The sequence below is a fragment of the Duganella sp. S19_KUP01_CR8 genome (genome assembly GCF_036688705.1).
Lineage (GTDB): Bacteria > Pseudomonadota > Gammaproteobacteria > Burkholderiales > Burkholderiaceae_D > Rugamonas.
This window is the reverse complement of sequence record NZ_JAQQPR010000005.1, coordinates 152,131-170,081: the sequence shown is the minus strand read 5'-3', so window position 1 is coordinate 170,081 and position 17,951 is coordinate 152,131. Positions and strand designations below refer to the sequence as shown.

Sequence of the window (17,951 nt, the reverse complement as noted above, 5' to 3'; positions counted from 1 at the left end):
CTGCGTGGATGGGGCTTGCGGTATCGGCAACATGGTAATAGCTGGTAGACACTGGCACAATACCGTGTCGCCACTCGAAAGAATCGTCCATGAAACATCCAGCACTCCGCGCCACCCTCATGGCCTGCCTGGCCGCCACCTCCTTTACCAGTGCGGCCGAGGCCAAGCTTGGCGCCGCCGAAAAACTCTATCAGGCCAATTGCGCCGCCTGCCATGGCGCCAAGATGGAAGGCGCCGTCGGCCCGTCGCTGGGCGATCACGCGTGGCTGCACGGAGCGCCCACCAAGACCAACCTCATCAAGATCATCAGCAAGGGCGTGCCGGAGAAGGACATGCCGGCCTGGTCCCCTGCCCTGAACGCAACGCAGATCGCGCTGCTGGCCGACCTGATCGCCGCCAACGCCGCCAAGCCCGCCGTGGCGCTGACGCCGGCCGCAGCGGCTGCGGCGGCCGCCGCCAAGGCGCAGCAGAATGTGCCCGACCTGAGCGGCTTCAAGCTGCCCAAGGGCTTCCACATCAGCGTCTACGCCAACCAGGTCAGCGCCGCGCGCAGCATGGTGGTGTCGGACAGCGGCATCGTCTACGTCGGCTCGCGCAAGGCCGGCAAGGTGTACGCGCTGGTGCCGCGCGCCGACAAGCAGACGGCCGACGTGGTCACCATCGCCGAAGGCCTGGAACACCCGATCGGCGTAACGCTGCTCAACGGCGCGCTGTACGTGGGCGAAATCAGCCGCGTGATCCGCTTCGATAATATCGACAAGCGCTATGCGCAGAAGCCGTCCTACGAGGTGGTCAAGGTCAGCCTGCCGAATGACAAGTGGCATGGCGAGAAGGTCATCAAGGCCGGGCCGGACGGCAAGCTGTATATTCCGGTCGGCGCGCCGTGCAATGTGTGCGATGTCGAGGAGACCAAGAGCGCGAAGATCTATCGCATGAATGCGGACGGCAGCCAGTTGGAAGAGTACGCGCGCGGCGTGCGCAACACGGTGGGCTTCGACTTCCATCCGACCACCAAGGTGCTGTGGTTCACCGATAACGGCCGTGACGAGATGGGCGACAACACACCATCGTGCGAGCTGAACGTGGCGCCCAAGGCCGGCATGCATTTCGGCTTCCCGTACTGCCACGGTGGCGTGGTGCCGGACCCGGACTTTGCCAAGGGCCGCAGCTGCGAGGAGTTCGAGCCGCCGGTCGCCAAGCTGGGGCCGCACGTGGCGCCGCTGGGGTTGACCTTCTACACCGGCAAGCAGTTCCCAGAAGCGTATCGCAACAACGTCTACATCGCCGAACATGGTTCGTGGAATCGCACGACCAAGAGCGGCTACAGCGTGCGCCTGATTACGCTATACAACAGCAAGGTCGTCACCGACACCGCCTTCATCGACGGCTTCCTGCGCGGGGATGAAGTAGTGGGCCGGCCGGTGGATGTGGCCACGCTGCCGGACGGTTCGATGATTGTGTCCGACGACTACGGTGGCCGCGTGTACCGCGTCACTTACGACGGCAAGTAATCTGGAAAGAAGTCCTGAGCCAGCGCCTGCTCCAACGACCAGGGGCTGGTTTCAGGCAGGTCAAAGCAGTAGTTCTCCCCCACCACTTTGATCAAGGCGTCCAGCCATACATCCTGGAGAAATTCAGGGTCCGCGATGGCCGCACGCAAGCTGGGCAGGCGCGCCAACATTCGCTCTATTCGCCGGCGCTGTAGCGCGATGAGCTGGCGCCACAGCTCGCAGCGATTGCCTTCCTGCCTTTGCCATCGCGCCAGATGCGCCAGCAAAGTCGAGCATCGATTGTCCAGCTCAAACTCAAAATATGCGGCCACACCTTCAATCTCTTCCGCCAGATGCAGGGCATCGGCCAGAGAGAGTTGCCCTGACCGCAGCCAGAAAGCCTGCTCCTTCGCCCATGCCGCCACGTCGTCCTCATATCCTGTCGCCATGATTATTTACTCCGGAAAGAACTCCTCCGTCAGGATCTCCGTGATCGTCCACGGCGACTCGTCCGGCAGAGCGGGCAAAGAGGTCTCAGCGTAGGTGTCGATCAGCGCTCGACGATAGGCCCCTGCCACCCAATTGGGATTACTTATCAGTAATTTCAGGCCAGGCGTTTTCTTGATGTCCTGCCTGATAGCCGTACGCTGCTCCCGTATCGTATTTTTCCAACTACGAGTGCGCCTGATTGGCTGAAACTTCCACTTCAGAAGATGCGAGGTTAAGACGGACAGCCGGCTTTGTAGCTCTCGCTTTTCGCTCTTGCCCACATCCTCGATCTCCCCGGCGATGTTTTCATGGTCCAGCAATTCCCAGCGGCCGGCGCGCAGCAAGGCCGCCTGCTGTTCGGACCAGGCAATGATGTCGTCTTCATATAAGGTGCCCATGATCCGGTTGGACCGGGCGCGGCTCTAAAAGTTCAGGACAAAAAAAAAGCCGCCCCGAAGGGCGGCTTTCGATCAGACTAGTCTGAGATTACTGTGCAGCGGCAGCAGCGGCTTCTTCAGCAGCGGCTTTCATCGACAGTTTCAGGCGGCCGCGGTCGTCGGTTTCCAGAACCTTGACGCGCACTGCCTGGCCTTCTTTCAGGTAATCGGCAACGGCGTTGACGCGCTCGTTGGCGATTTGCGAGATGTGCAGCAGACCATCTTTACCTGGCATGACCTGAACGATCGCGCCGAAGTCCAGCAGCTTCAATACTACGCCGTCGTAGGTCTTGCCCACTTCGACCGAAGCGGTCAGTTCTTCGATGCGGCGCTTGGCTTCCTGGCCGGCGGCAGCGTCGACGGAAGCGATGGTGACCACGCCTTCGTCGCTGATATCGATCTGGGTGCCGGTCTCTTCGGTCAGCGCGCGGATGACTGCGCCGCCCTTGCCGATGACGTCACGGATCTTCTCTGGGTTGATCTTGATGGTGATCAGGCGCGGTGCGAAGTCCGACAGTTCGGTCTTCACGGTCGGCATGGCTTTTTGCATTTCGCCCAGGATGTGCTCGCGGCCTTCTTTGGCTTGCGCCAGCGCCACTTGCATGATTTCCTTGGTGATGCCCATGATCTTGATGTCCATCTGCAGCGCGGTGATACCGTTGCGGGTACCGGCTACCTTGAAGTCCATGTCGCCCAGGTGATCTTCATCGCCCAGGATGTCCGACAGCACGGCGAACTTGCCGCCTTCCTTGATCAGGCCCATCGCGATACCGGCGACGTGCTCTTTCATTGGAACGCCAGCGTCCATCAGCGCCAGGCAGCCGCCGCAGACCGAAGCCATCGACGACGAACCGTTCGATTCGGTGATTTCCGACACCAGGCGCACGGAGTAGCTAAACTCTTCCGGTGCCGGCAGTGCGGCGATCAGCGCGCGCTTGGCCAGACGGCCGTGACCGATTTCGCGGCGCTTAGGCGTACCTACGCGGCCGGTTTCGCCGGTGGCGAACGGTGGCATGTTGTAATGCAGCATGAAGGAGTCGGTGAACTCGCCCATCAGCGCGTCGATCTTCTGGCTGTCGCGTGCGGTGCCCAGGGTGGCAACCACCAGCGCCTGCGTTTCACCGCGGGTGAACAGCGCCGAACCGTGGGTGCGTGGCAGCACCGAGGTACGGATCGAGATCGGACGAACGGTGCGGGTGTCGCGGCCGTCGATACGTGGCTCGCCGTCCAGGATCTGGGTACGGACGATCTTGGCTTCGATGTCGAACAGGATGTTGTTCACTTCGGCTGCGTCGACTGGCGCGGCGCCAGCGGCGGCGGCTTCAGCGGACAGGTCGGCCAGCACTTCGCTGGTGGCGGCCTTCAGCTTGGCGGTGCGCTCTTGCTTGTCTTTGGTCTGGTAAGCAGCGTTGATTTTGCTCGCGGCGAAATGCGACACGCGGCCGATCAGCGCTTCGTTCTTCGCTGGTGGGACCCATTCAACTTCCGGCTTGCCGCCGTCGCGTACCAGCTCGTGGATCGCGTCGATGACTGCTTTCATTTCGGTGTGGCCGAATACGACCGCGCCGAGCATGATTTCTTCGGACAGTTGCTTGGCTTCCGATTCCACCATCAGCACGGCGGTTTCGGTACCGGCGACAACCAGATCCATCTGCGAGGTCTTCAGTTGTTCAACGGTAGGGTTCAGGATGTACTGGCCGTTGGCGTAGCCGACGCGCGCTGCGCCGACCGGGCCGTTGAACGGTACGCCCGACACGCACAGGGCGGCCGATGCGCCGATCATGGCGGCGATGTCTGGATCGATTTCCGGGTTGACCGACAGCACGTGAATGATCACTTGCACTTCGTTCAGGTAGCCTTCTGGGAACAGAGGACGGATAGGACGGTCGATCAGGCGGGATGTCAGTGTTTCTTTTTCCGAAGGACGACCTTCACGCTTGAAGAAACCGCCCGGGATTTTACCGGCAGCATAGGTTTTCTCAACGTAGTCGACGGTCAGCGGGAAGAAGTCCTGGCCTGGCTTGGCGTCTTTGCGTGCGACGACAGTAGCCAGCACCACGGTATCTTCGATCGATACCAGAACTGCACCGGAGGCCTGGCGAGCGATTTCGCCGGTTTCCAGCGTCACGGTGTGTTGACCGTACTGGAAGGTTTTCGTAACTTTATTAAACATGGGTAATCCCTTTCTATTTGCCGACAGATTTTCAGGGGCTGTCGTTCACCTCACCACAGACGGCAGTGCTGCCGTCTTTACTGCAACTCCTAAAACCCAGGAATTCCATGTCGCACTGCCAAGACGCTATTCTGCTTGGCAAGTTTTTCCCGGCAAAAATGACAAAATGCCCGCGTCAGCAAACTGGCGCAGGCATTTCGATTAAGCCGGATGACGCAAAAATTACTTACGCAGACCCAGTTTAGCGATCAGATCGCGATAACGGGTAGCATCTTTGCCCTTCAGGTAGGACAGCAGGCTCTTACGACGGTTAACCATCATAATCAGACCACGACGCGAGTGGTGATCCTTGCTGTGTGCCTTGAAGTGGCCGTTCAATTCGTTGATGCGTGCGGTCAGCAGCGCAACTTGAACTTCTGGGGAGCCGGTGTCTTTTTGACCACGGGCGTTGTCCGCGATAATGGCGGCTTTGTTGATGTTTTCTACGGTCATGATATTTACCTTTAACATGCGGTGCGCGGAGTCGTAACCCTGCACATCGTGAACTTCAAAAAAAAACTGATCCAAAGACCAGACCCGGAAGTATAGCGGAAAAACTCCCACATGTATCCTGTGTTGGCTACAATTGTTCCATCTTTCCGGTCCTATACAGGGGTGTGCGATGAAAAAACTGATATTTATGGCAATCTTGCCTGCCATGCTGGGCGCTTGCGCCGGCCTCAACACCCCTCCGCTGGCGACCGGCGAACCGGTCGACGCCGTCAAGGCCAAGCTGGGCCAGCCCACCGGCACCTATGCCAACGGCCCGGACCTCATGCTCGAATACGCCGGCGGCCCGTTCGGCCAGTACACCCATATGGCGCGCATCGGTCCGGACGGCAAGCTGATCTCCTTCGAGCAAGTGCTCAGCAGCGAGAAGTTCGCCACCGTCAAACCGCGCAAGGATAGCAAGCAAACCATCCTCAGCACCTTCGGCAAGCCGGCCCAGCAGGTGCACTACGCCAGCGTCGACGGCGACGTGTGGGTTTATCGCTACAAGGAACAAAACGTGTGGGATTCCGTGATGCATGTCGAATTCGACCGCAACGGCATCGTCCAGGCCTTGGTCAACGGCCCAGACCCGGAACGGGAATCGCGCCGCCGTTAAAATGTAGCAAAGATACAAAGGGATTTCTTCCTATTGTGCAGGATCTCTGCATTTTGTAGCCAAACTACTTTTTCAAGTAGATAATACGCCAACAAAAACGGAGATCCCCATGCACGCAAATGTGAAACTAGCCGAAACCGGCGCCGCCGCCGCGCCGGCGCAAAAGCCGAAGCTGTCGTTCTGGGCCATCTGGAACATGAGCTTTGGTTTTCTCGGCATCCAGGCCGGCTTTGCTCTCCAGCAAAGCAACGTCCCACGCATCTTCCAGACCATGGGCGCCGAGCTCGACAAAATCGGCTTCCTGATGACCGCCGCGCCGCTGGCCGGCCTGCTGGTGCAACCCATCATCGGCTACCTGAGCGACCGCACCTGGGGGCGCTGGGGCCGTCGCCGTCCCTACTTCTTCATCGGCGCCGTGCTGGCCACGTTGGCGATGCTGGGTTTGCCGAACGCCACCGTGCTGTGGACCGCCGCCGCCATGCTGCTGGTGCTCGACGTCGCGATCAATATTTCGATGGAGCCGTTCCGCGCCTTCGTCGGCGACCTGCTGCCGAAAGAACAGCTGACCACCGGCTACGCCGTGCAAACCTTCTTCATCGGCGTGGGGGCGGTGGGCGCCTCGGCCCTGCCGTGGGTGCTGACGCACTGGTTCAACGTGGCCAACACAGCAGCCGCCGGCAAGACGCCGGATTCGGTGGTCTACGCCTTCTACATCGGCGGCGCGATCTACCTGGCGGCCGTGCTGTGGACCGTGCTGCGCACCCGTGAATACTCGCCTGAGCAGCTGAGCCAATTCCATCCCGAAGCGGAACCGGAAGCACACGCGCCGACCGGCCTGCGCGGCTTCGTCAACGACTACCTCAATATGCCGAAGATCATGGTGCAGTTGTCGCTGGTGCAGTTCTTCACCTGGTTCACCTGGTTCTCGATGTGGACCTACGGCACGGCCACGCTGACCCAGCACATCTACCACGCCACCGACACCAGCTCCGCGCTGTACAACGAAGGCGCCAACTGGTGGGGCGTGTGCGGCGCCGTCTACAACGCGGCCTCGATCGCCTTCGCCTTCGTGCTGCCGCTGATCGCCGCGCGCACCAGCCGCAAGACTGCGCACGCGCTGGCACTGGTGGTAGGCGGACTCAGCTTCATCTCGATCTACTTCATCACGTCGCCGATGATGTTGCTGCTGTCGTTTGCCGGCGTCGGGCTGGCGTGGGCCAGCACCTTGTCGATGCCGTACGCCATCCTCGCGGGGAAAATCCCGGCCAAGAAAATGGGCATGTACATGGGCATGTTCAACATGTCGATCGTGATTCCGCAGGTGGTGTCCGGCGTCTGCCTGGGCTATTTCCTGACGCATGTGTTCAACGGCAGCGCCGTGATGATGCTGGTACTCGGCGGCATTTCGATGTTCATCGCGGCCGCGCTGTCGATGCGTATTGAAGAGGACGAGTAAGATCAACCCCTGAGCCAGGCGGCCAGTTCGGTCTTGCCGCCGGCCGAGACTTGCAGCGCGCGCGTGTCGTCGCTGCGGCGCAGCCAGCCGCGCTCGACGAAGTTGTCGAGCAGCGCCACGGCCAGCGGTCCGGCGAAGTGATCGCGCCGCTCGGACCAGTCGACGCAGCCATACAACTGGCGCTGGACCGGGGCGCCTTCCGCCAACTGGATGCCCAACTGACGCAGCTGCGCCTGGCCCAATGGCGTGAGCGGATAGTCGTGGCCATCGCCCTCCCCTGGCCGCACCCAGCCGTTGTCAACGAAGCAGCGGCATAGATCCACACCCAGCACGCCGGCCAGGTGGCCGTAGCAGCTGCGCGCATGGCGCAGGCCGCGCATGGCCGGCGCCTGCCAGCGCGTGCTCTCGGGCAGCGCGCCGTCGGCCACGCGCAGCAGCGCTTCCAGCGCGTGAGCGACATTGCCGTCGGCCAGCATGTAGTAGCGATGGCGGCCTTGCGCGCGCACACTCGCCAGCCGCTCTTCCACCAGCAGTTTCAGATGTTGTGACGCTGTCGGCGCGGACACGCCGGCATGCTGCGCCAGGTCGGTGGCGGTGTAGAAGCGGCCATCGAGCAATCGCGACAGCATCAGCGCGCGGGTCGGGTCGCCGATCGCGGCGGCGACGCGGGCGAAGCGCGGTTGCGGCGTACTCATCGCGCGGCCACCGGTGGGTGATATGGCGGCGCTTCGTCGCGCTCCATCAAACCGTAATCGCGGATGACGCTGGCCACGCGCAAGCGATAGTTGTCGAACACGCCGGCGCGGCCTGCGCTTTGCGCCTCGCGGTGCTGTTCCTGCTCGCGCCAGGCGCGCACCGCCTGCTCGTCGCGCCAGAAGGATAGCGACAGCAGCTTGCCGGGGGACTTCAGGCTTTCGAAGCGCTCGATGGAAATGAAGCCGTCCATCTTTTCCAGCAGCGGCGCCAGCTGAGCCGCGCGGTCGAGGTATTCGGCGTAGCCTTCGGTGCTGGGGATGACTTCGAATATCACGGCGATCATGTGGCGCTCCTACGCAAAAAGGCGTTGACGGCATTGTAAAGCAGCCCGCGCGACGACTCCAGATGCATCAGGTGCGTAGCGCGCGGGAAGGTCTCGCAGCGCTTGATGCTGCCACCCAGGTCGGCAAGCAGATTGACGGCGTCGGCCTCGGAACATACGCTGTCCCATTCGCCGCGCACCAGCAGCGTCGGCGCAGTGACACGCGAGGCATCATACAGCGCCTCGCCGGACCACAAGGCGCGGACATCGGCCTGCGGCCCGGCGGGCGTCAGCACGGCTGGCGGCGTGCGGCTGGCGGCGTCGGGATCGGTCGCCAGGAAGGCGGCGCTCCAATGCTGGAAGTGTGCTTCACCCAGCATCTGTGGATGGCCGCGCGGGACGTCTTCAACGAAGCGGCGGTACTGCGCCCATGCCGTCAGTGGATAGTGCGACGCCGTACCGGCGGCGGCCGGCACGTAGCCGCTCGCCGAAGCGGTGGCGCCGCGCATCACGATGGGCGCGAACAGCGCCAGCGCGGCCAGTGCCTGCGGATGCGCACCCGCATAGCGCAACGCCACCGAGCCGCCCCATGAATGCGCCAACAGCATGACGGGCCGGCCGCCGTTGCGCTCGCAAACGGCGCAGACCACGCGATGCAGCTGGTCCTGCACGCTGCGCAAGTCTCCAACGGGAATGCTGTCGTGCCGCGCATATCGCTCGGACGCGCCATAGCCGGCAAAGTCGAAGCCCCACACATTGAAGCCAGCGGCGTTCAGCGCATCGGCCCAGCTGCGGTCGTCGAAAGAATAGAACACGGAGAGATCGGCGCCGAACGTCGAGCCGTGCACGTAGATTACATCGCCCAGATCCTCAGTGGCGCGGCGTACTTGCAGCGCCAGCATAGGCGTTTCCATCAGTTTGATCATTGCTGCCTCCTGTCATCGAATCGACAAGATAGCTGTTTGAATCGGCGCATGCTTCGGCGTGGAACGAAGGATGCGTAGCCCGTGGAGTAAAATATTTTTCGCAAGCGTGTCGATTTTGTGTGCCGTCACCCGTCGTAGGGATGAAGCACCGATTGCCTATTCCACCTAACCAAGGAAGCGCTATGAAAAAACAGATCATCCTCAACCTGCCCGTGAAGGACCTGGACAAATCCAAGGCCTTCTTTTCCGCTCTCGGCTTTGCCTTCAATCCCCAATTTATCGGAGAGAACGCGGCATTCATGAACATCGTCGACGACACCATCCAGGCCATGCTGACGACCGAACCCTTCTTCAAGTCCCTGATCGACAAGCCCGTCGTGAATGCCAAGGAAGCCAATGAAATCGTCATTTGCCTGAGTTGCGACAGCCGGGAAGAGGTGGACAGCCTGATCGCCAAGGCCGTTGCCGCCGGTGGCCGTACACCGCACCCGCCCGAGGACCATGGCTTTATGTACGACCAGGGCTTCGAAGATATCGACGGCCACCTGTGGAACCTGGTCTGGTCGGCGCCAGACAGCTCTAAACTATAACCGCCGCAGTGACCGGCGAAACCATGGCCCACCCAATCGCCTGGTAGAGGGCCCGGCCCTGCTCCGTCGCAACCAGCACACCGGTTCTTGCCTCGTGAGCGATAGCGGCGTTGACCAGCGTCGCCATGATGACCCGGCCCAGCCCCTTGCGTTGATGCATGGGCTCAGTCACGATCTGGTCAAAGGTGGCGACGCCATCGCAGTGGGCTACCTTCCCCTTAGCCGCCAGTTGTCCATCCACATCCCGAAGCTCAGCTTCGGTGACCGCACCGGATGTGGACAGCGACAACAGGTAGCCGCCATGCGTACCCGCGACTGCGTCTTTCAGCGCCACGGCCATCAAATATTCCGGCGCCTGGACTTGCCAATTTTTATGCAGAAGAGGACTGACCTTTTCCGGATGCGCACACACTTTGAGCCACGTTCCGGGAGTCTGTAATTTGCTGGTCAGTTCAACCAACATTCCCTCGTCATCACTGACTACGACATGACGCTCCAAACACTCAGGAAGTCCCAGATCGATCTTGCAACCGTAGGCTTGACTGACGGGTGAGGCTTTATTTCTCGTCAGAGTCCATCCCTTGGCCCACGCTGTCGCAGTTGGCGCCACATTAAATTCTCCGGAAGTCGTACTCAATTTCATCCTTTCCACTAGAACTGAAATTCCACCAGCGTGTCATCCGGCCAGCTTTGGCCATGCAGCGGCGGCGCGTAGCGGGTGCGGTCCGTCACATTCAGCCGCTCCGCCGGTAGTTTTGACGGGTTCGGCCGGCGCGGGCGTGGAGAATGGCGCGATCGCTTGCATAACAGCATGTGGACTCAGTGTCCGTGCCTCCAGCGAGCTCATGAAGCGAGCGACATCGGCTTTGCGCGCCTCGTCGTTCAGCACCGCCTGATTGTCGGCCATGGAGCGCAACAGCTGCGTGGTGAGCCGGTCGAGTTCGGGACGCACGGTCTTGGCGAGATCGGGAGCGTCATCAAACTTGCCGGCATGCTGCGCGCGCCATTGAACGAACAATTCCCGCTGCACGGTTTTCGACGCTTCGATCTGCGCACGGAACACCGCCTCGACCCACGCACTGGAAAGGCCAAGTGCATTCCCCTCCTTCACCGCAGCCTGGATGACCTGTGCTTCGCGCCCGATGTCTTCAATCGGTGCTTGCACATTCCATTTGGCGCGCGCCACGGCTTGCGCCAGCAGCAGGCGCTGATCGATCGCCAGCCGCAATGGCTCCAGTGCCCTCAGCCCGGTGTCCACCTGGGCGCTTGCCGTCATGCAGACAAGCAGCAGCCCAAGCAGGGCGACCAACCTCATGCAGTATGTGTAGGGCGTGTGTATCTGCATCAGGGCTGCGGATTAACGCGCTCGATCTTCGAGTGCAGCTTGTTCAGCGCCGACAGATAAGCCTTGGCCGAAGCGACGATGATGTCCGGATCGGCGCCGACACCGTTGACGATGCGGCCTTCCTTCGACAAGCGCATCGTCACCTCGCCCTGCGACTGGGTGCCGGTGCTGATCGCGTTGACCGAGAACAGCACCAACTCGGCGCCGCTGCCCACTTCGGATTCGATGGCGTTGACGGTGGCGTCGACCGGGCCATCACCCTTGCCTTCGGAGGCATGCTCCTCGCCGTCGATCGTGAACACCACTTTCGCGCTCGGCGTCTGGCCGGTGTTCGACTGCTGTGACAACGACAGGAAGCGGTAGTACTCGCTCTCATGCGATTGCGCTTCGTCCGACACCAGCGCCAGGATGTCCTCGTCGAAGATCTCCGACTTGCGGTCGGCCAGTTCCTTGAAGCGGACGAAGGCGGCGTTGACCTCCGCTTCCGAATCCAGGTCGATGCCCAGCTCCTGCAGGCGCTGCTTGAAGGCGTTGCGGCCCGACAGCTTGCCCAGCACGATCTTGGTGGCGGCCCAGCCCACGTCTTCGGCGCGCATGATCTCGTAGGTCTCGCGCGATTTCAGCATGCCGTCCTGGTGGATGCCGGAGGCGTGGGCGAACGCGTTGGCGCCCACCACCGCCTTGTTGGGCTGCACGGCGAAGCCGGTGATCTGCGACACCATCTTGGAGGCGGCGACGATCTGCGTGGTGTCGATGCCGACTTCCAGGTTGTAGTAAGCCTTGCGCGTGCGCAGCGCCATCACCACTTCTTCCAGCGCGGTGTTGCCGGCGCGTTCGCCCAGGCCGTTGATGGTGCATTCGATCTGACGCGCGCCGCCTATCATCACGCCGGCCAGCGAATTGGCCACGGCCAATCCGAGGTCGTTATGGCAGTGCACCGACCAGATGGCCTTGTCGGAATTGGGGATGCGCTCGCGCAGGCGGCGGATGGTTTCGCCGAAGATCTCCGGCACCGCATAGCCCACCGTGTCCGGGAAGTTGATGGTGGTCGCGCCCTCCTCGATCACGCCCTCCAGCACGCGGCACAGGAAGTCCTCGTCCGAGCGGCTGCCGTCTTCCGGGCTGAATTCGATATCGTCGGTGAACTGGCGCGCGAAGCGCACGGCATTGCGCGCTTGCAGCAGCACCTGGTCGGGCAGCATGCGCAGCTTCATCTCCATGTGCAGCTTGGAGGTGGCGATGAAGGTGTGGATGCGTTTGCGTTCGGCCGGCGCCAGCGCTTCGGCGGCGCGCGCGATGTCGCGGTCGTTGGCGCGCGACAGCGAGCAGACGGTCGATTCGCGCACCACCGAGGCGATCGCCTTGATGGATTCGAAATCGCCTTGCGAGGCGGCCGCGAAGCCGGCTTCGATGACGTCGACGCGCAGGCGTTCCAGCTGCTTGGCGATGCGGACTTTTTCGTCCTTGGTCATCGACGCGCCAGGCGATTGCTCGCCGTCGCGCAAGGTGGTGTCAAAGATGATGAGGCGGTTGGATGAGTTGCTCATGATAGCTCCGTGGCTGATGCTTCGTTGCTTGAATTCTCAGGGCCTGCCGCCCCTGTCGTTTAGCGGCGCTCGCTGGGGTCGTCGGAATGTTCGTCGGTCTGGATCAGGCTGACCTTCTTGCCCTTGGCCAGCCGCCATGCCGACACCACGTAACCTGACAGGCCGTAGGCGATGAAGATAGGGAACAGCACTTTCGGCGGGTCGATCGACACCAGCGCGAACACCAGCGCGATCAGGAACACCGCGATGAACGGCACCGACTTGCGGAAGTTCACGTCCTTGAAACTGTAGAACGGCACGTTGGTCACCATGGTCAGGCCGGCGAACACGGCGATGCTCCACGAGATCCAGCTCAGTTGCAGGCCCGGTACTTCCTGGTCCACCATCAGCAGGATGAAGCCAGCCACCAGCGCGGCGGCCGAAGGCGACGGCAGGCCCTGGAAGAAGCGCTTGTCGACCACTTCGATATTGGTGTTGAAGCGGGCCAGGCGCAGCGCGGCGCCGGCGCAGTAGACGAAGGCGGCGATCCAGCCCAGCTTGCCCAGGCCGCGCAGCGACCATTCGTAGATCACCAGCGCCGGCGCGGCGCCGAAGGACACCATGTCCGACAACGAGTCGTACTGGGCGCCGAATTCGCTCTGGGTATTGGTCAGGCGGGCGACGCGGCCGTCCAGGCCGTCGAGCACCATGGCGATGAAGATGGCCCAGGCGGAGTGTTCGAATTTCTGGTTCATCGCCATGACGATGGCGTAGAAGCCGCAGAACAGCGCGGCGGTGGTGAAGGCATTCGGCAGCAGATAGATCCCGCGGTGGCGCGGCCGGTCGAGGTCCTCGCCCCTGGCGCGGCGTGCAAAGCGGCTAAAGCGCGACATCTGCGGCGTTTTGCCTTGGGCTGCGCCATTCTTGGCTCGGCGACGGGGGAATTTGGCCATGGGGTTCCGTTTCTGATTAGCTGGTGATGTTGCCTCGTCATTATAGAGGAGCCGACCATAAAAAAGGGGATGGCGCGCCATCCCCCTATTCTGCCCAAGTTTGCTTATTTGAAGCGCACTTTGCCCACCAGGCGCATCTGCAGCGTGGTTTCGCCCGCTTCAAAGCTCGGTTCGACCACGGCTTCGGAGCTGGCGTACGCCGCCGCCGGCGCGCCCATCACGCGCGAACCGGTCACGCTGACGCGGTCGACGAAATTGCCCGAGCCTTCGAAATCGACCGTGTCCAGCGCGGCGTCGCTGAGCTTGCGGCCCATCGCATGCGCGATCGAGTTGATGCGCTCATTCAGGTTGGCGTAGGTGGCGGCGATGCGCTGGTCGTCGAGCTTGCGGGTGGTTTCCGGCGTCAGGCCGAACTGCAGATTACTCAGCGCCAGGATGCGCTGCGCGGCGGCGACGGTCTTCGGCAGGCCCGCCAGGTTGACGGTGGTCACCTGCAAGGACTGGCCCACGCGCCAGGCAGTCGGCACGCGCGGCTTGCGCGGCTGGCCCGGCACCGGGGCCGGCTCTTCCGGATAGACCGGATAGGTGTAGTAACCCTGGGTTTTCAGGCTGGCCTGCGGATCTTCCTGCTTGACGATCTCCAGGCCCTGCTTCATCTTCTGGTTGACGCGGGAGGCGGCGGCGGCCTTGTCCTTGTCGACTTCCTCGACGGTCAGCGTGACGATGGCCTGGTCGTTGACGTGGCGGACTTCGCCAAAGGCGGGCACCACCACCAGGGCGCCGTTGGTCGGCAGGGATTCGAGCGGCGCGGCCTGCGCGGACAGCGCGCAAGCAGAGATAACGGCGGCGGCCAGGTGTTTCAATGCAGTCATTACGATCTCCAGAATTAATAGAAAGACAATCATAACTGTACATCAACATGCGCCGCCGCGCATCGGGGATTACTTGAAGCGAACCTTGCCCACCAGGTTCATTTGCAGCGTGGTCTCGCCCGGCTCGAAGCTTGGTTCGGCCACATCGGCGGCGTCCGACATCTTGGCCGAGCGCATCATCATCGGCGCAGGTGCGCCGCCCATGCGTTCCTGGGCGTAGTTGCCCGAGCCTTCGAAGTCGACCGTATCGAGCACGGCGTCGCCGACCTTGCGGCCCATCGCGCTGGCGATCGAGTTGATGCGCTCGTTCAGGTTTTTATAGGTGGCGGCGATGCGCTGGTCGTCCAGCTGGCGCGTGGTTTCCGGCGTCAGGCCGAACTGCAGGCCGTTCAGGGTCAGAATCTTCTGGGCGGCGGCCACGGTTTTCGGCAGCTTCTCCAGGTTGGTGGTGGTCACTTGCAGATACTGGCCCACGCGCCAGGCGGTCGGCGCGCGCGGCTTGGACGGCTGGCCGTTCAGCGTTGGACGTTCCTCGGGATAGACCGGATAGGTGTAATAGCCCTGGGTTTTCAGGCTGGCGCTGGGGTCTTCTTTCTTGACGATGTCCAGGCCCTGCTTCATTTTCAGGTTGACGCGCGAAGCGGCGGCGGCCTTGTCCTTGTCCTGCTCTTCGATCGCCAAGGTGGCGACCGCTTGATCATTGGCGTGCTTGACTTCGCCGAAGGCCGGCACCACGACCAGCGTGCCGGAGGTCGGCAGCGATTCAAGCGGGGCGGCGTGCGCGGCGAGCGCGAAGGAGGCGGCAGCGGCTGCGGCGATTGTTTTCATGACGGTCATTGCGGGCTCCAAAGTTAAAATTACAACAAGGAGAACTTTACCTGAAATTACCTACAAGATATGTAAGACATAGTGAGTGTTTGTAACAATCGTCAGCACTCCAGCATGTCCAGCACCCGGTGATGCAGCGCCTCCGCCAGTTGCCGGTGCTGTAGCTCGTCGAGATGGACGCCATCGGTTTCGCTAGGCTCAATGAACTCCGCCGCATCCAGGAACGAGCAGCCGCGCTCCTCGGCGATGCGCGCATAGCAGCGCGTGAAGTGGATCGACTTTTCCTCGGCGCCGTGAAATTTTTCCACCATGGTTCCAGCAAGCCCGACGATTCGTGGCGGCGCGAGCAGCAGCACTTGGGGAGCGACCTGCATCGGTTCGGCGCGGCAGGCCTGGACCATGTCGACCAGCGCGCCGGCGCCCAGCGAGGATTCATAGGCGCCCACGCCATAGACCGATTGCAGATCGTTCGTCCCGAGGAAGATGATGACCAGATCGATCGGTGCATGCGAGTGCAGGATGGGCAGCAGCAGGTCCTTGCCGTTTCGGCCGGGGCGGAATGGATCGTTCCACACCGTCGTCCGCCCGTTCAGGCATTCCTCGATCACGCGGACATCATCGCCCAACAGTTGCTGCAGGATGCCGGTCCACCGCTTGTCGTGCGGGTGGCGCTGCCTGGTTCCCGGAATAATCCCCCAGGACATCGAATCTCCGTAGCACAGCACATGTTTTGCGGCCATCGCGTATCAACCTTTGCAGAGAAAACAAACGTCAGCCAGCATAGCACCCGTCCGGCTGTTCGCCACGCCCCTTGTGCTAAAGTTCCGCCGGACTCCTTTTTGAAAGCTGACATGTCGTATCCGTATTTGAGTGATGTGGTCCAGGCCTGGACCGGCTATGAGCTGCCGCTGCCGCTGGCGACCTTCGGACTGTTCGTGGCCTTGGGCGCGCTGGCGGCGGGAGCGCTGCTGCGGGCCGAGCTCAAGCGCCTGTACCAAGCGGGCCGGATCGGGCCGGCGCGCGTGCGCGGCCGCGAGGCGCCGCCGCAGGACGTGGTCAGCGATCTGACGATGGTGGTGCTGATGGCAGGCATATTCGGCGCGCGCCTGTTCCACATCCTGGAGCACACCACCCAGTTTGCCGCCGATCCGATGAGCATGATCTTCACGCGCTCGGGCCTGAGCATATTCGGCGGGCTGATCGTCGGTACGCTGGCCGGCATGGTCTGCGTGCGGCGCTGGCGCTTGCCGGTGCGTCCGCTGCTGGACGCGGCGGCGCCGGCGATGATGATCGGCTACGCCATCGGCCGCATCGGCTGCCAGGTGTCGGGCGACGGCGACTGGGGCATCGCGGCCAATATGGCGCTCAAGCCGGACTGGCTGCCGACCTGGCTGTGGGCGCAAACCTACGACAACAACATCTACGGCGAGCTGATCGCCCTGCCCGGCGTGTATCCGACGCCGATCTATGAAACCGCGATGGCGCTGCTGTGCTTCGCGGTGCTGTGGGCGCTGCGCAAGCATGCGTTCCGCATCGGCTGGCTGTTCTCGGTGTATCTGATGCTGGCCGGCGTGGAGCGCCTGCTGATCGAGCAGATCCGCGTCAATCCGGTGTTCAATGTCGCCGGCCTGCATGCCACGCAGGCGGAGATCATCGCGGTAACGCTGATAGCGCTGGGAGCCATCGGCACGCTGATACTCAGCCAACGCAAGACCACCGGTACCGGACGCATGAAGGGACGCCCCTCATGAACAAACGTCGCATTCTTATGGTCGTGACCTGGTCGTTGCTGGCCTGTTCATCCGGCCATGCGCAAGATAAAGATAAGGCCGCCCCACCAGTCTTGCAGTTGACCGGCGGTGGCGAAGTCGCACGGTGGTCCGGGGAGCCGCTGGACGATCCGGCCATCGGCGAAAACACCATAGATTGGCAATACCCGGTATTCAAAGGCGGGGACAAGGCCGCACTAGAGCGCCTGAACGCGTGGACACGGACGGTTTCGCTGGCAGCCCTTTTCCAGGACGACGCCTTGCTGCAAAAGGCCATTCGCAGCAAGGACTCCGGCGTACTCGCTCTGCTGGCGAACGACAAGGCTGCGCGCGAGTCCGTGATGACGCAGTCCAAGCTCTTCGTGTCCTTGCGTTTTGCCCGACACATCACATTTGATCTTCACATCGAGATGCCTGGCCAAGCACGTACCACGCATGGCATCAGCCATCGAATATTCGACTTCAAGAACGGACGGGAAGTTCCGGTCAAGTCCCTTTTCAAGAGCAATGCCGCGCTTGAATTAGACGGGCTGCTGATGGATGAAATTGCGCTCGGCCTGGAGGAGAAGAAAGCGAGTCCCTCGGATATCGAACACTGCCAACATGAACGGCCATTCGAATGGGGCACAGTGTCGATCCAAAGTGGCAGCAAGATTGCAGTGGAGTTCCCGAACTCTTCCGGGGACAGTGCCAAGTGCGGCGAAGCGCACTACATTCTGAGCGGCCCGGCGGTAAGGAAACTTTTCCTTTCGCCGCAGGACTTCAACAAGGGTGTCACCCTTTAAATTATTTATACTGTACAAACGAATTCTCGCGCATATCCAGCTTCTTTCTGGCTACGTATTGCGAGCACGTACGCGCTCCTCAAGATACGCACGCATTTCAGTCCAGGGAATGGTCTTTCCGGTTGCGGGCAACTTAGCAAAGCGCGC

Annotated in this window: 20 protein-coding genes; 6 read left to right on the top strand and 14 right to left on the bottom strand. The window is 61.9% G+C overall.

What is annotated here, in order from left to right; genetic code table 11:
- Positions 1–89 precede the first annotated feature (89 nt).
- On the top strand, positions 90–1,511 hold the full coding sequence (locus V6M89_RS07085) for a PQQ-dependent sugar dehydrogenase (protein ID WP_332852532.1): 1,422 nt from the start codon (positions 90–92) through the stop codon (positions 1,509–1,511).
- Here V6M89_RS07085 and V6M89_RS07080 read toward each other — a convergent pair.
- The 4 genes from V6M89_RS07080 to rpsO all read right to left on the bottom strand — a co-directional run bounded on the left by V6M89_RS07080 (position 1,496) and on the right by rpsO (position 5,081).
- Positions 1,496–1,939 carry a DUF29 domain-containing protein gene (locus V6M89_RS07080; RefSeq protein WP_332852531.1) on the bottom strand — a complete coding sequence of 148 codons (444 nt, stop codon included), beginning with the start codon at positions 1,937–1,939 and terminating at the stop codon, positions 1,496–1,498. The genes V6M89_RS07085 and V6M89_RS07080 overlap by 16 nt on opposite strands.
- 6 nt (positions 1,940–1,945) lie before the next feature.
- Positions 1,946–2,377 (bottom strand): DUF29 domain-containing protein, encoded by a 432-nt coding sequence (locus tag V6M89_RS07075; RefSeq protein ID WP_332852530.1) that lies wholly within the window; start codon positions 2,375–2,377, stop codon positions 1,946–1,948.
- A gap of 88 nt (positions 2,378–2,465) precedes the next feature.
- Entirely contained in the window at positions 2,466–4,589 is a 2,124-nt protein-coding gene (gene pnp, locus V6M89_RS07070; protein WP_116988006.1) for a polyribonucleotide nucleotidyltransferase, read from the bottom strand.
- Positions 4,590–4,811: 222 nt separating this feature from the next.
- A complete protein-coding gene (rpsO, locus tag V6M89_RS07065) occupies positions 4,812–5,081 on the bottom strand; it encodes a 30S ribosomal protein S15 (protein WP_008450438.1) in 270 nt (89 codons plus the stop codon).
- 187 nt (positions 5,082–5,268) lie between these two features.
- On the opposite strand from rpsO, the gene V6M89_RS07060 reads away from it, so the two are divergent.
- Both V6M89_RS07060 and V6M89_RS07055 read left to right on the top strand, forming a co-directional pair.
- On the top strand, positions 5,269–5,736 hold the full coding sequence (locus tag V6M89_RS07060) for a hypothetical protein (RefSeq protein ID WP_332852529.1): 468 nt from the start codon (positions 5,269–5,271) through the stop codon (positions 5,734–5,736).
- A 109-nt stretch (positions 5,737–5,845) separates the two neighbouring features.
- Entirely contained in the window at positions 5,846–7,192 is a 1,347-nt protein-coding gene (locus V6M89_RS07055) for an MFS transporter (RefSeq protein WP_332852528.1), read from the top strand.
- 2 nt (positions 7,193–7,194) lie between these two features.
- On the opposite strand, the gene V6M89_RS07050 is transcribed toward V6M89_RS07055, so the two are convergent.
- Genes V6M89_RS07050 through V6M89_RS07040 form a run of 3 tightly spaced genes read right to left on the bottom strand, consistent with a single transcriptional unit; the run spans position 7,195 to position 9,136 of the window.
- A complete protein-coding gene (locus tag V6M89_RS07050) occupies positions 7,195–7,887 on the bottom strand; it encodes an ArsR/SmtB family transcription factor (RefSeq protein WP_332852527.1) in 693 nt (230 codons plus the stop codon).
- Complete coding sequence (locus V6M89_RS07045) at positions 7,884–8,231, bottom strand: antibiotic biosynthesis monooxygenase family protein (protein ID WP_116988002.1); 348 nt, start codon at positions 8,229–8,231, stop codon at positions 7,884–7,886. The genes V6M89_RS07050 and V6M89_RS07045 overlap by 4 nt, the downstream gene beginning before the upstream one ends.
- On the bottom strand, positions 8,228–9,136 hold the full coding sequence (locus tag V6M89_RS07040) for an alpha/beta fold hydrolase (RefSeq protein WP_332852526.1): 909 nt from the start codon (positions 9,134–9,136) through the stop codon (positions 8,228–8,230). Before V6M89_RS07040 ends, V6M89_RS07045 begins: the two co-directional genes overlap by 4 nt.
- A gap of 182 nt (positions 9,137–9,318) precedes the next feature.
- Between V6M89_RS07040 and V6M89_RS07035 the strand changes: the two genes are divergently transcribed.
- Positions 9,319–9,726 carry a VOC family protein gene (locus V6M89_RS07035; RefSeq protein ID WP_332852525.1) on the top strand — a complete coding sequence of 136 codons (408 nt, stop codon included), beginning with the start codon at positions 9,319–9,321 and terminating at the stop codon, positions 9,724–9,726.
- On the opposite strand, the gene V6M89_RS07030 is transcribed toward V6M89_RS07035, so the two are convergent.
- The 7 genes from V6M89_RS07030 to V6M89_RS07000 form a co-directional block, all read right to left on the bottom strand.
- On the bottom strand, positions 9,716–10,369 hold the full coding sequence (locus V6M89_RS07030) for a GNAT family N-acetyltransferase (RefSeq protein ID WP_332852524.1): 654 nt from the start codon (positions 10,367–10,369) through the stop codon (positions 9,716–9,718). The two genes, V6M89_RS07035 and V6M89_RS07030, sit on opposite strands and share 11 nt — an antisense overlap.
- 33 nt (positions 10,370–10,402) lie before the next feature.
- Positions 10,403–11,071 (bottom strand): gamma subclass chorismate mutase AroQ, encoded by a 669-nt coding sequence (aroQ, locus tag V6M89_RS07025; RefSeq protein WP_332852523.1) that lies wholly within the window; start codon positions 11,069–11,071, stop codon positions 10,403–10,405.
- Positions 11,071–12,618 (bottom strand): 2-isopropylmalate synthase, encoded by a 1,548-nt coding sequence (locus tag V6M89_RS07020; RefSeq protein WP_332852522.1) that lies wholly within the window; start codon positions 12,616–12,618, stop codon positions 11,071–11,073. The genes aroQ and V6M89_RS07020 overlap by 1 nt, the downstream gene beginning before the upstream one ends.
- A gap of 59 nt (positions 12,619–12,677) precedes the next feature.
- Positions 12,678–13,550 carry a CDP-diacylglycerol--serine O-phosphatidyltransferase gene (pssA, locus tag V6M89_RS07015; protein ID WP_332852521.1) on the bottom strand — a complete coding sequence of 291 codons (873 nt, stop codon included), beginning with the start codon at positions 13,548–13,550 and terminating at the stop codon, positions 12,678–12,680.
- A 104-nt stretch (positions 13,551–13,654) separates the two neighbouring features.
- The gene (locus V6M89_RS07010; protein WP_332852520.1) at positions 13,655–14,422 is read right to left on the bottom strand and encodes an SIMPL domain-containing protein; all 768 of its coding nucleotides are present in this window, start codon (positions 14,420–14,422) and stop codon (positions 13,655–13,657) included.
- A 69-nt stretch (positions 14,423–14,491) separates the two neighbouring features.
- Positions 14,492–15,259 carry an SIMPL domain-containing protein gene (locus tag V6M89_RS07005; protein ID WP_332852519.1) on the bottom strand — a complete coding sequence of 256 codons (768 nt, stop codon included), beginning with the start codon at positions 15,257–15,259 and terminating at the stop codon, positions 14,492–14,494.
- A 92-nt stretch (positions 15,260–15,351) separates the two neighbouring features.
- Positions 15,352–15,990: an SGNH/GDSL hydrolase family protein gene (locus tag V6M89_RS07000; RefSeq protein WP_332852518.1), complete on the bottom strand. Its 639-nt coding sequence runs from the start codon at positions 15,988–15,990 to the stop codon at positions 15,352–15,354.
- Between the two features lie 111 nt (positions 15,991–16,101).
- Here V6M89_RS07000 and V6M89_RS06995 point away from each other — a divergent pair, with 111 nt between their 5' ends.
- Both V6M89_RS06995 and V6M89_RS06990 read left to right on the top strand, forming a co-directional pair.
- Positions 16,102–17,001 carry a prolipoprotein diacylglyceryl transferase gene (locus V6M89_RS06995; RefSeq protein ID WP_332852517.1) on the top strand — a complete coding sequence of 300 codons (900 nt, stop codon included), beginning with the start codon at positions 16,102–16,104 and terminating at the stop codon, positions 16,999–17,001.
- Positions 16,998–17,804: a hypothetical protein gene (locus V6M89_RS06990; protein WP_332852516.1), complete on the top strand. Its 807-nt coding sequence runs from the start codon at positions 16,998–17,000 to the stop codon at positions 17,802–17,804. Before V6M89_RS06995 ends, V6M89_RS06990 begins: the two co-directional genes overlap by 4 nt.
- Positions 17,805–17,951 lie beyond the last annotated feature (147 nt).

What these genes read in the sequence shown, in the direction of transcription:
- V6M89_RS07085 (WP_332852532.1), top strand. Translation starts at nt 90, where the DNA reads ATGAAACATCCAGCACTCCGCGCCACCCTCATGGCCTGCCTGGCCGCC.
- V6M89_RS07080 (WP_332852531.1), bottom strand. Translation starts at nt 1,939, where the DNA reads ATGGCGACAGGATATGAGGACGACGTGGCGGCATGGGCGAAGGAGCAG.
- V6M89_RS07075 (WP_332852530.1), bottom strand. Translation starts at nt 2,377, where the DNA reads ATGGGCACCTTATATGAAGACGACATCATTGCCTGGTCCGAACAGCAG.
- pnp (WP_116988006.1), bottom strand. Translation starts at nt 4,589, where the DNA reads ATGTTTAATAAAGTTACGAAAACCTTCCAGTACGGTCAACACACCGTG.
- rpsO (WP_008450438.1), bottom strand. Translation starts at nt 5,081, where the DNA reads ATGACCGTAGAAAACATCAACAAAGCCGCCATTATCGCGGACAACGCC.
- V6M89_RS07060 (WP_332852529.1), top strand. Translation starts at nt 5,269, where the DNA reads ATGGCAATCTTGCCTGCCATGCTGGGCGCTTGCGCCGGCCTCAACACC.
- V6M89_RS07055 (WP_332852528.1), top strand. Translation starts at nt 5,846, where the DNA reads ATGCACGCAAATGTGAAACTAGCCGAAACCGGCGCCGCCGCCGCGCCG.
- V6M89_RS07050 (WP_332852527.1), bottom strand. Translation starts at nt 7,887, where the DNA reads ATGAGTACGCCGCAACCGCGCTTCGCCCGCGTCGCCGCCGCGATCGGC.
- V6M89_RS07045 (WP_116988002.1), bottom strand. Translation starts at nt 8,231, where the DNA reads ATGATCGCCGTGATATTCGAAGTCATCCCCAGCACCGAAGGCTACGCC.
- V6M89_RS07040 (WP_332852526.1), bottom strand. Translation starts at nt 9,136, where the DNA reads ATGATCAAACTGATGGAAACGCCTATGCTGGCGCTGCAAGTACGCCGC.
- V6M89_RS07035 (WP_332852525.1), top strand. Translation starts at nt 9,319, where the DNA reads ATGAAAAAACAGATCATCCTCAACCTGCCCGTGAAGGACCTGGACAAA.
- V6M89_RS07030 (WP_332852524.1), bottom strand. Translation starts at nt 10,369, where the DNA reads ATGAAATTGAGTACGACTTCCGGAGAATTTAATGTGGCGCCAACTGCG.
- aroQ (WP_332852523.1), bottom strand. Translation starts at nt 11,071, where the DNA reads ATGCAGATACACACGCCCTACACATACTGCATGAGGTTGGTCGCCCTG.
- V6M89_RS07020 (WP_332852522.1), bottom strand. Translation starts at nt 12,618, where the DNA reads ATGAGCAACTCATCCAACCGCCTCATCATCTTTGACACCACCTTGCGC.
- pssA (WP_332852521.1), bottom strand. Translation starts at nt 13,550, where the DNA reads ATGGCCAAATTCCCCCGTCGCCGAGCCAAGAATGGCGCAGCCCAAGGC.
- V6M89_RS07010 (WP_332852520.1), bottom strand. Translation starts at nt 14,422, where the DNA reads ATGACTGCATTGAAACACCTGGCCGCCGCCGTTATCTCTGCTTGCGCG.
- V6M89_RS07005 (WP_332852519.1), bottom strand. Translation starts at nt 15,259, where the DNA reads ATGACCGTCATGAAAACAATCGCCGCAGCCGCTGCCGCCTCCTTCGCG.
- V6M89_RS07000 (WP_332852518.1), bottom strand. Translation starts at nt 15,990, where the DNA reads ATGGCCGCAAAACATGTGCTGTGCTACGGAGATTCGATGTCCTGGGGG.
- V6M89_RS06995 (WP_332852517.1), top strand. Translation starts at nt 16,102, where the DNA reads ATGTCGTATCCGTATTTGAGTGATGTGGTCCAGGCCTGGACCGGCTAT.
- V6M89_RS06990 (WP_332852516.1), top strand. Translation starts at nt 16,998, where the DNA reads ATGAACAAACGTCGCATTCTTATGGTCGTGACCTGGTCGTTGCTGGCC.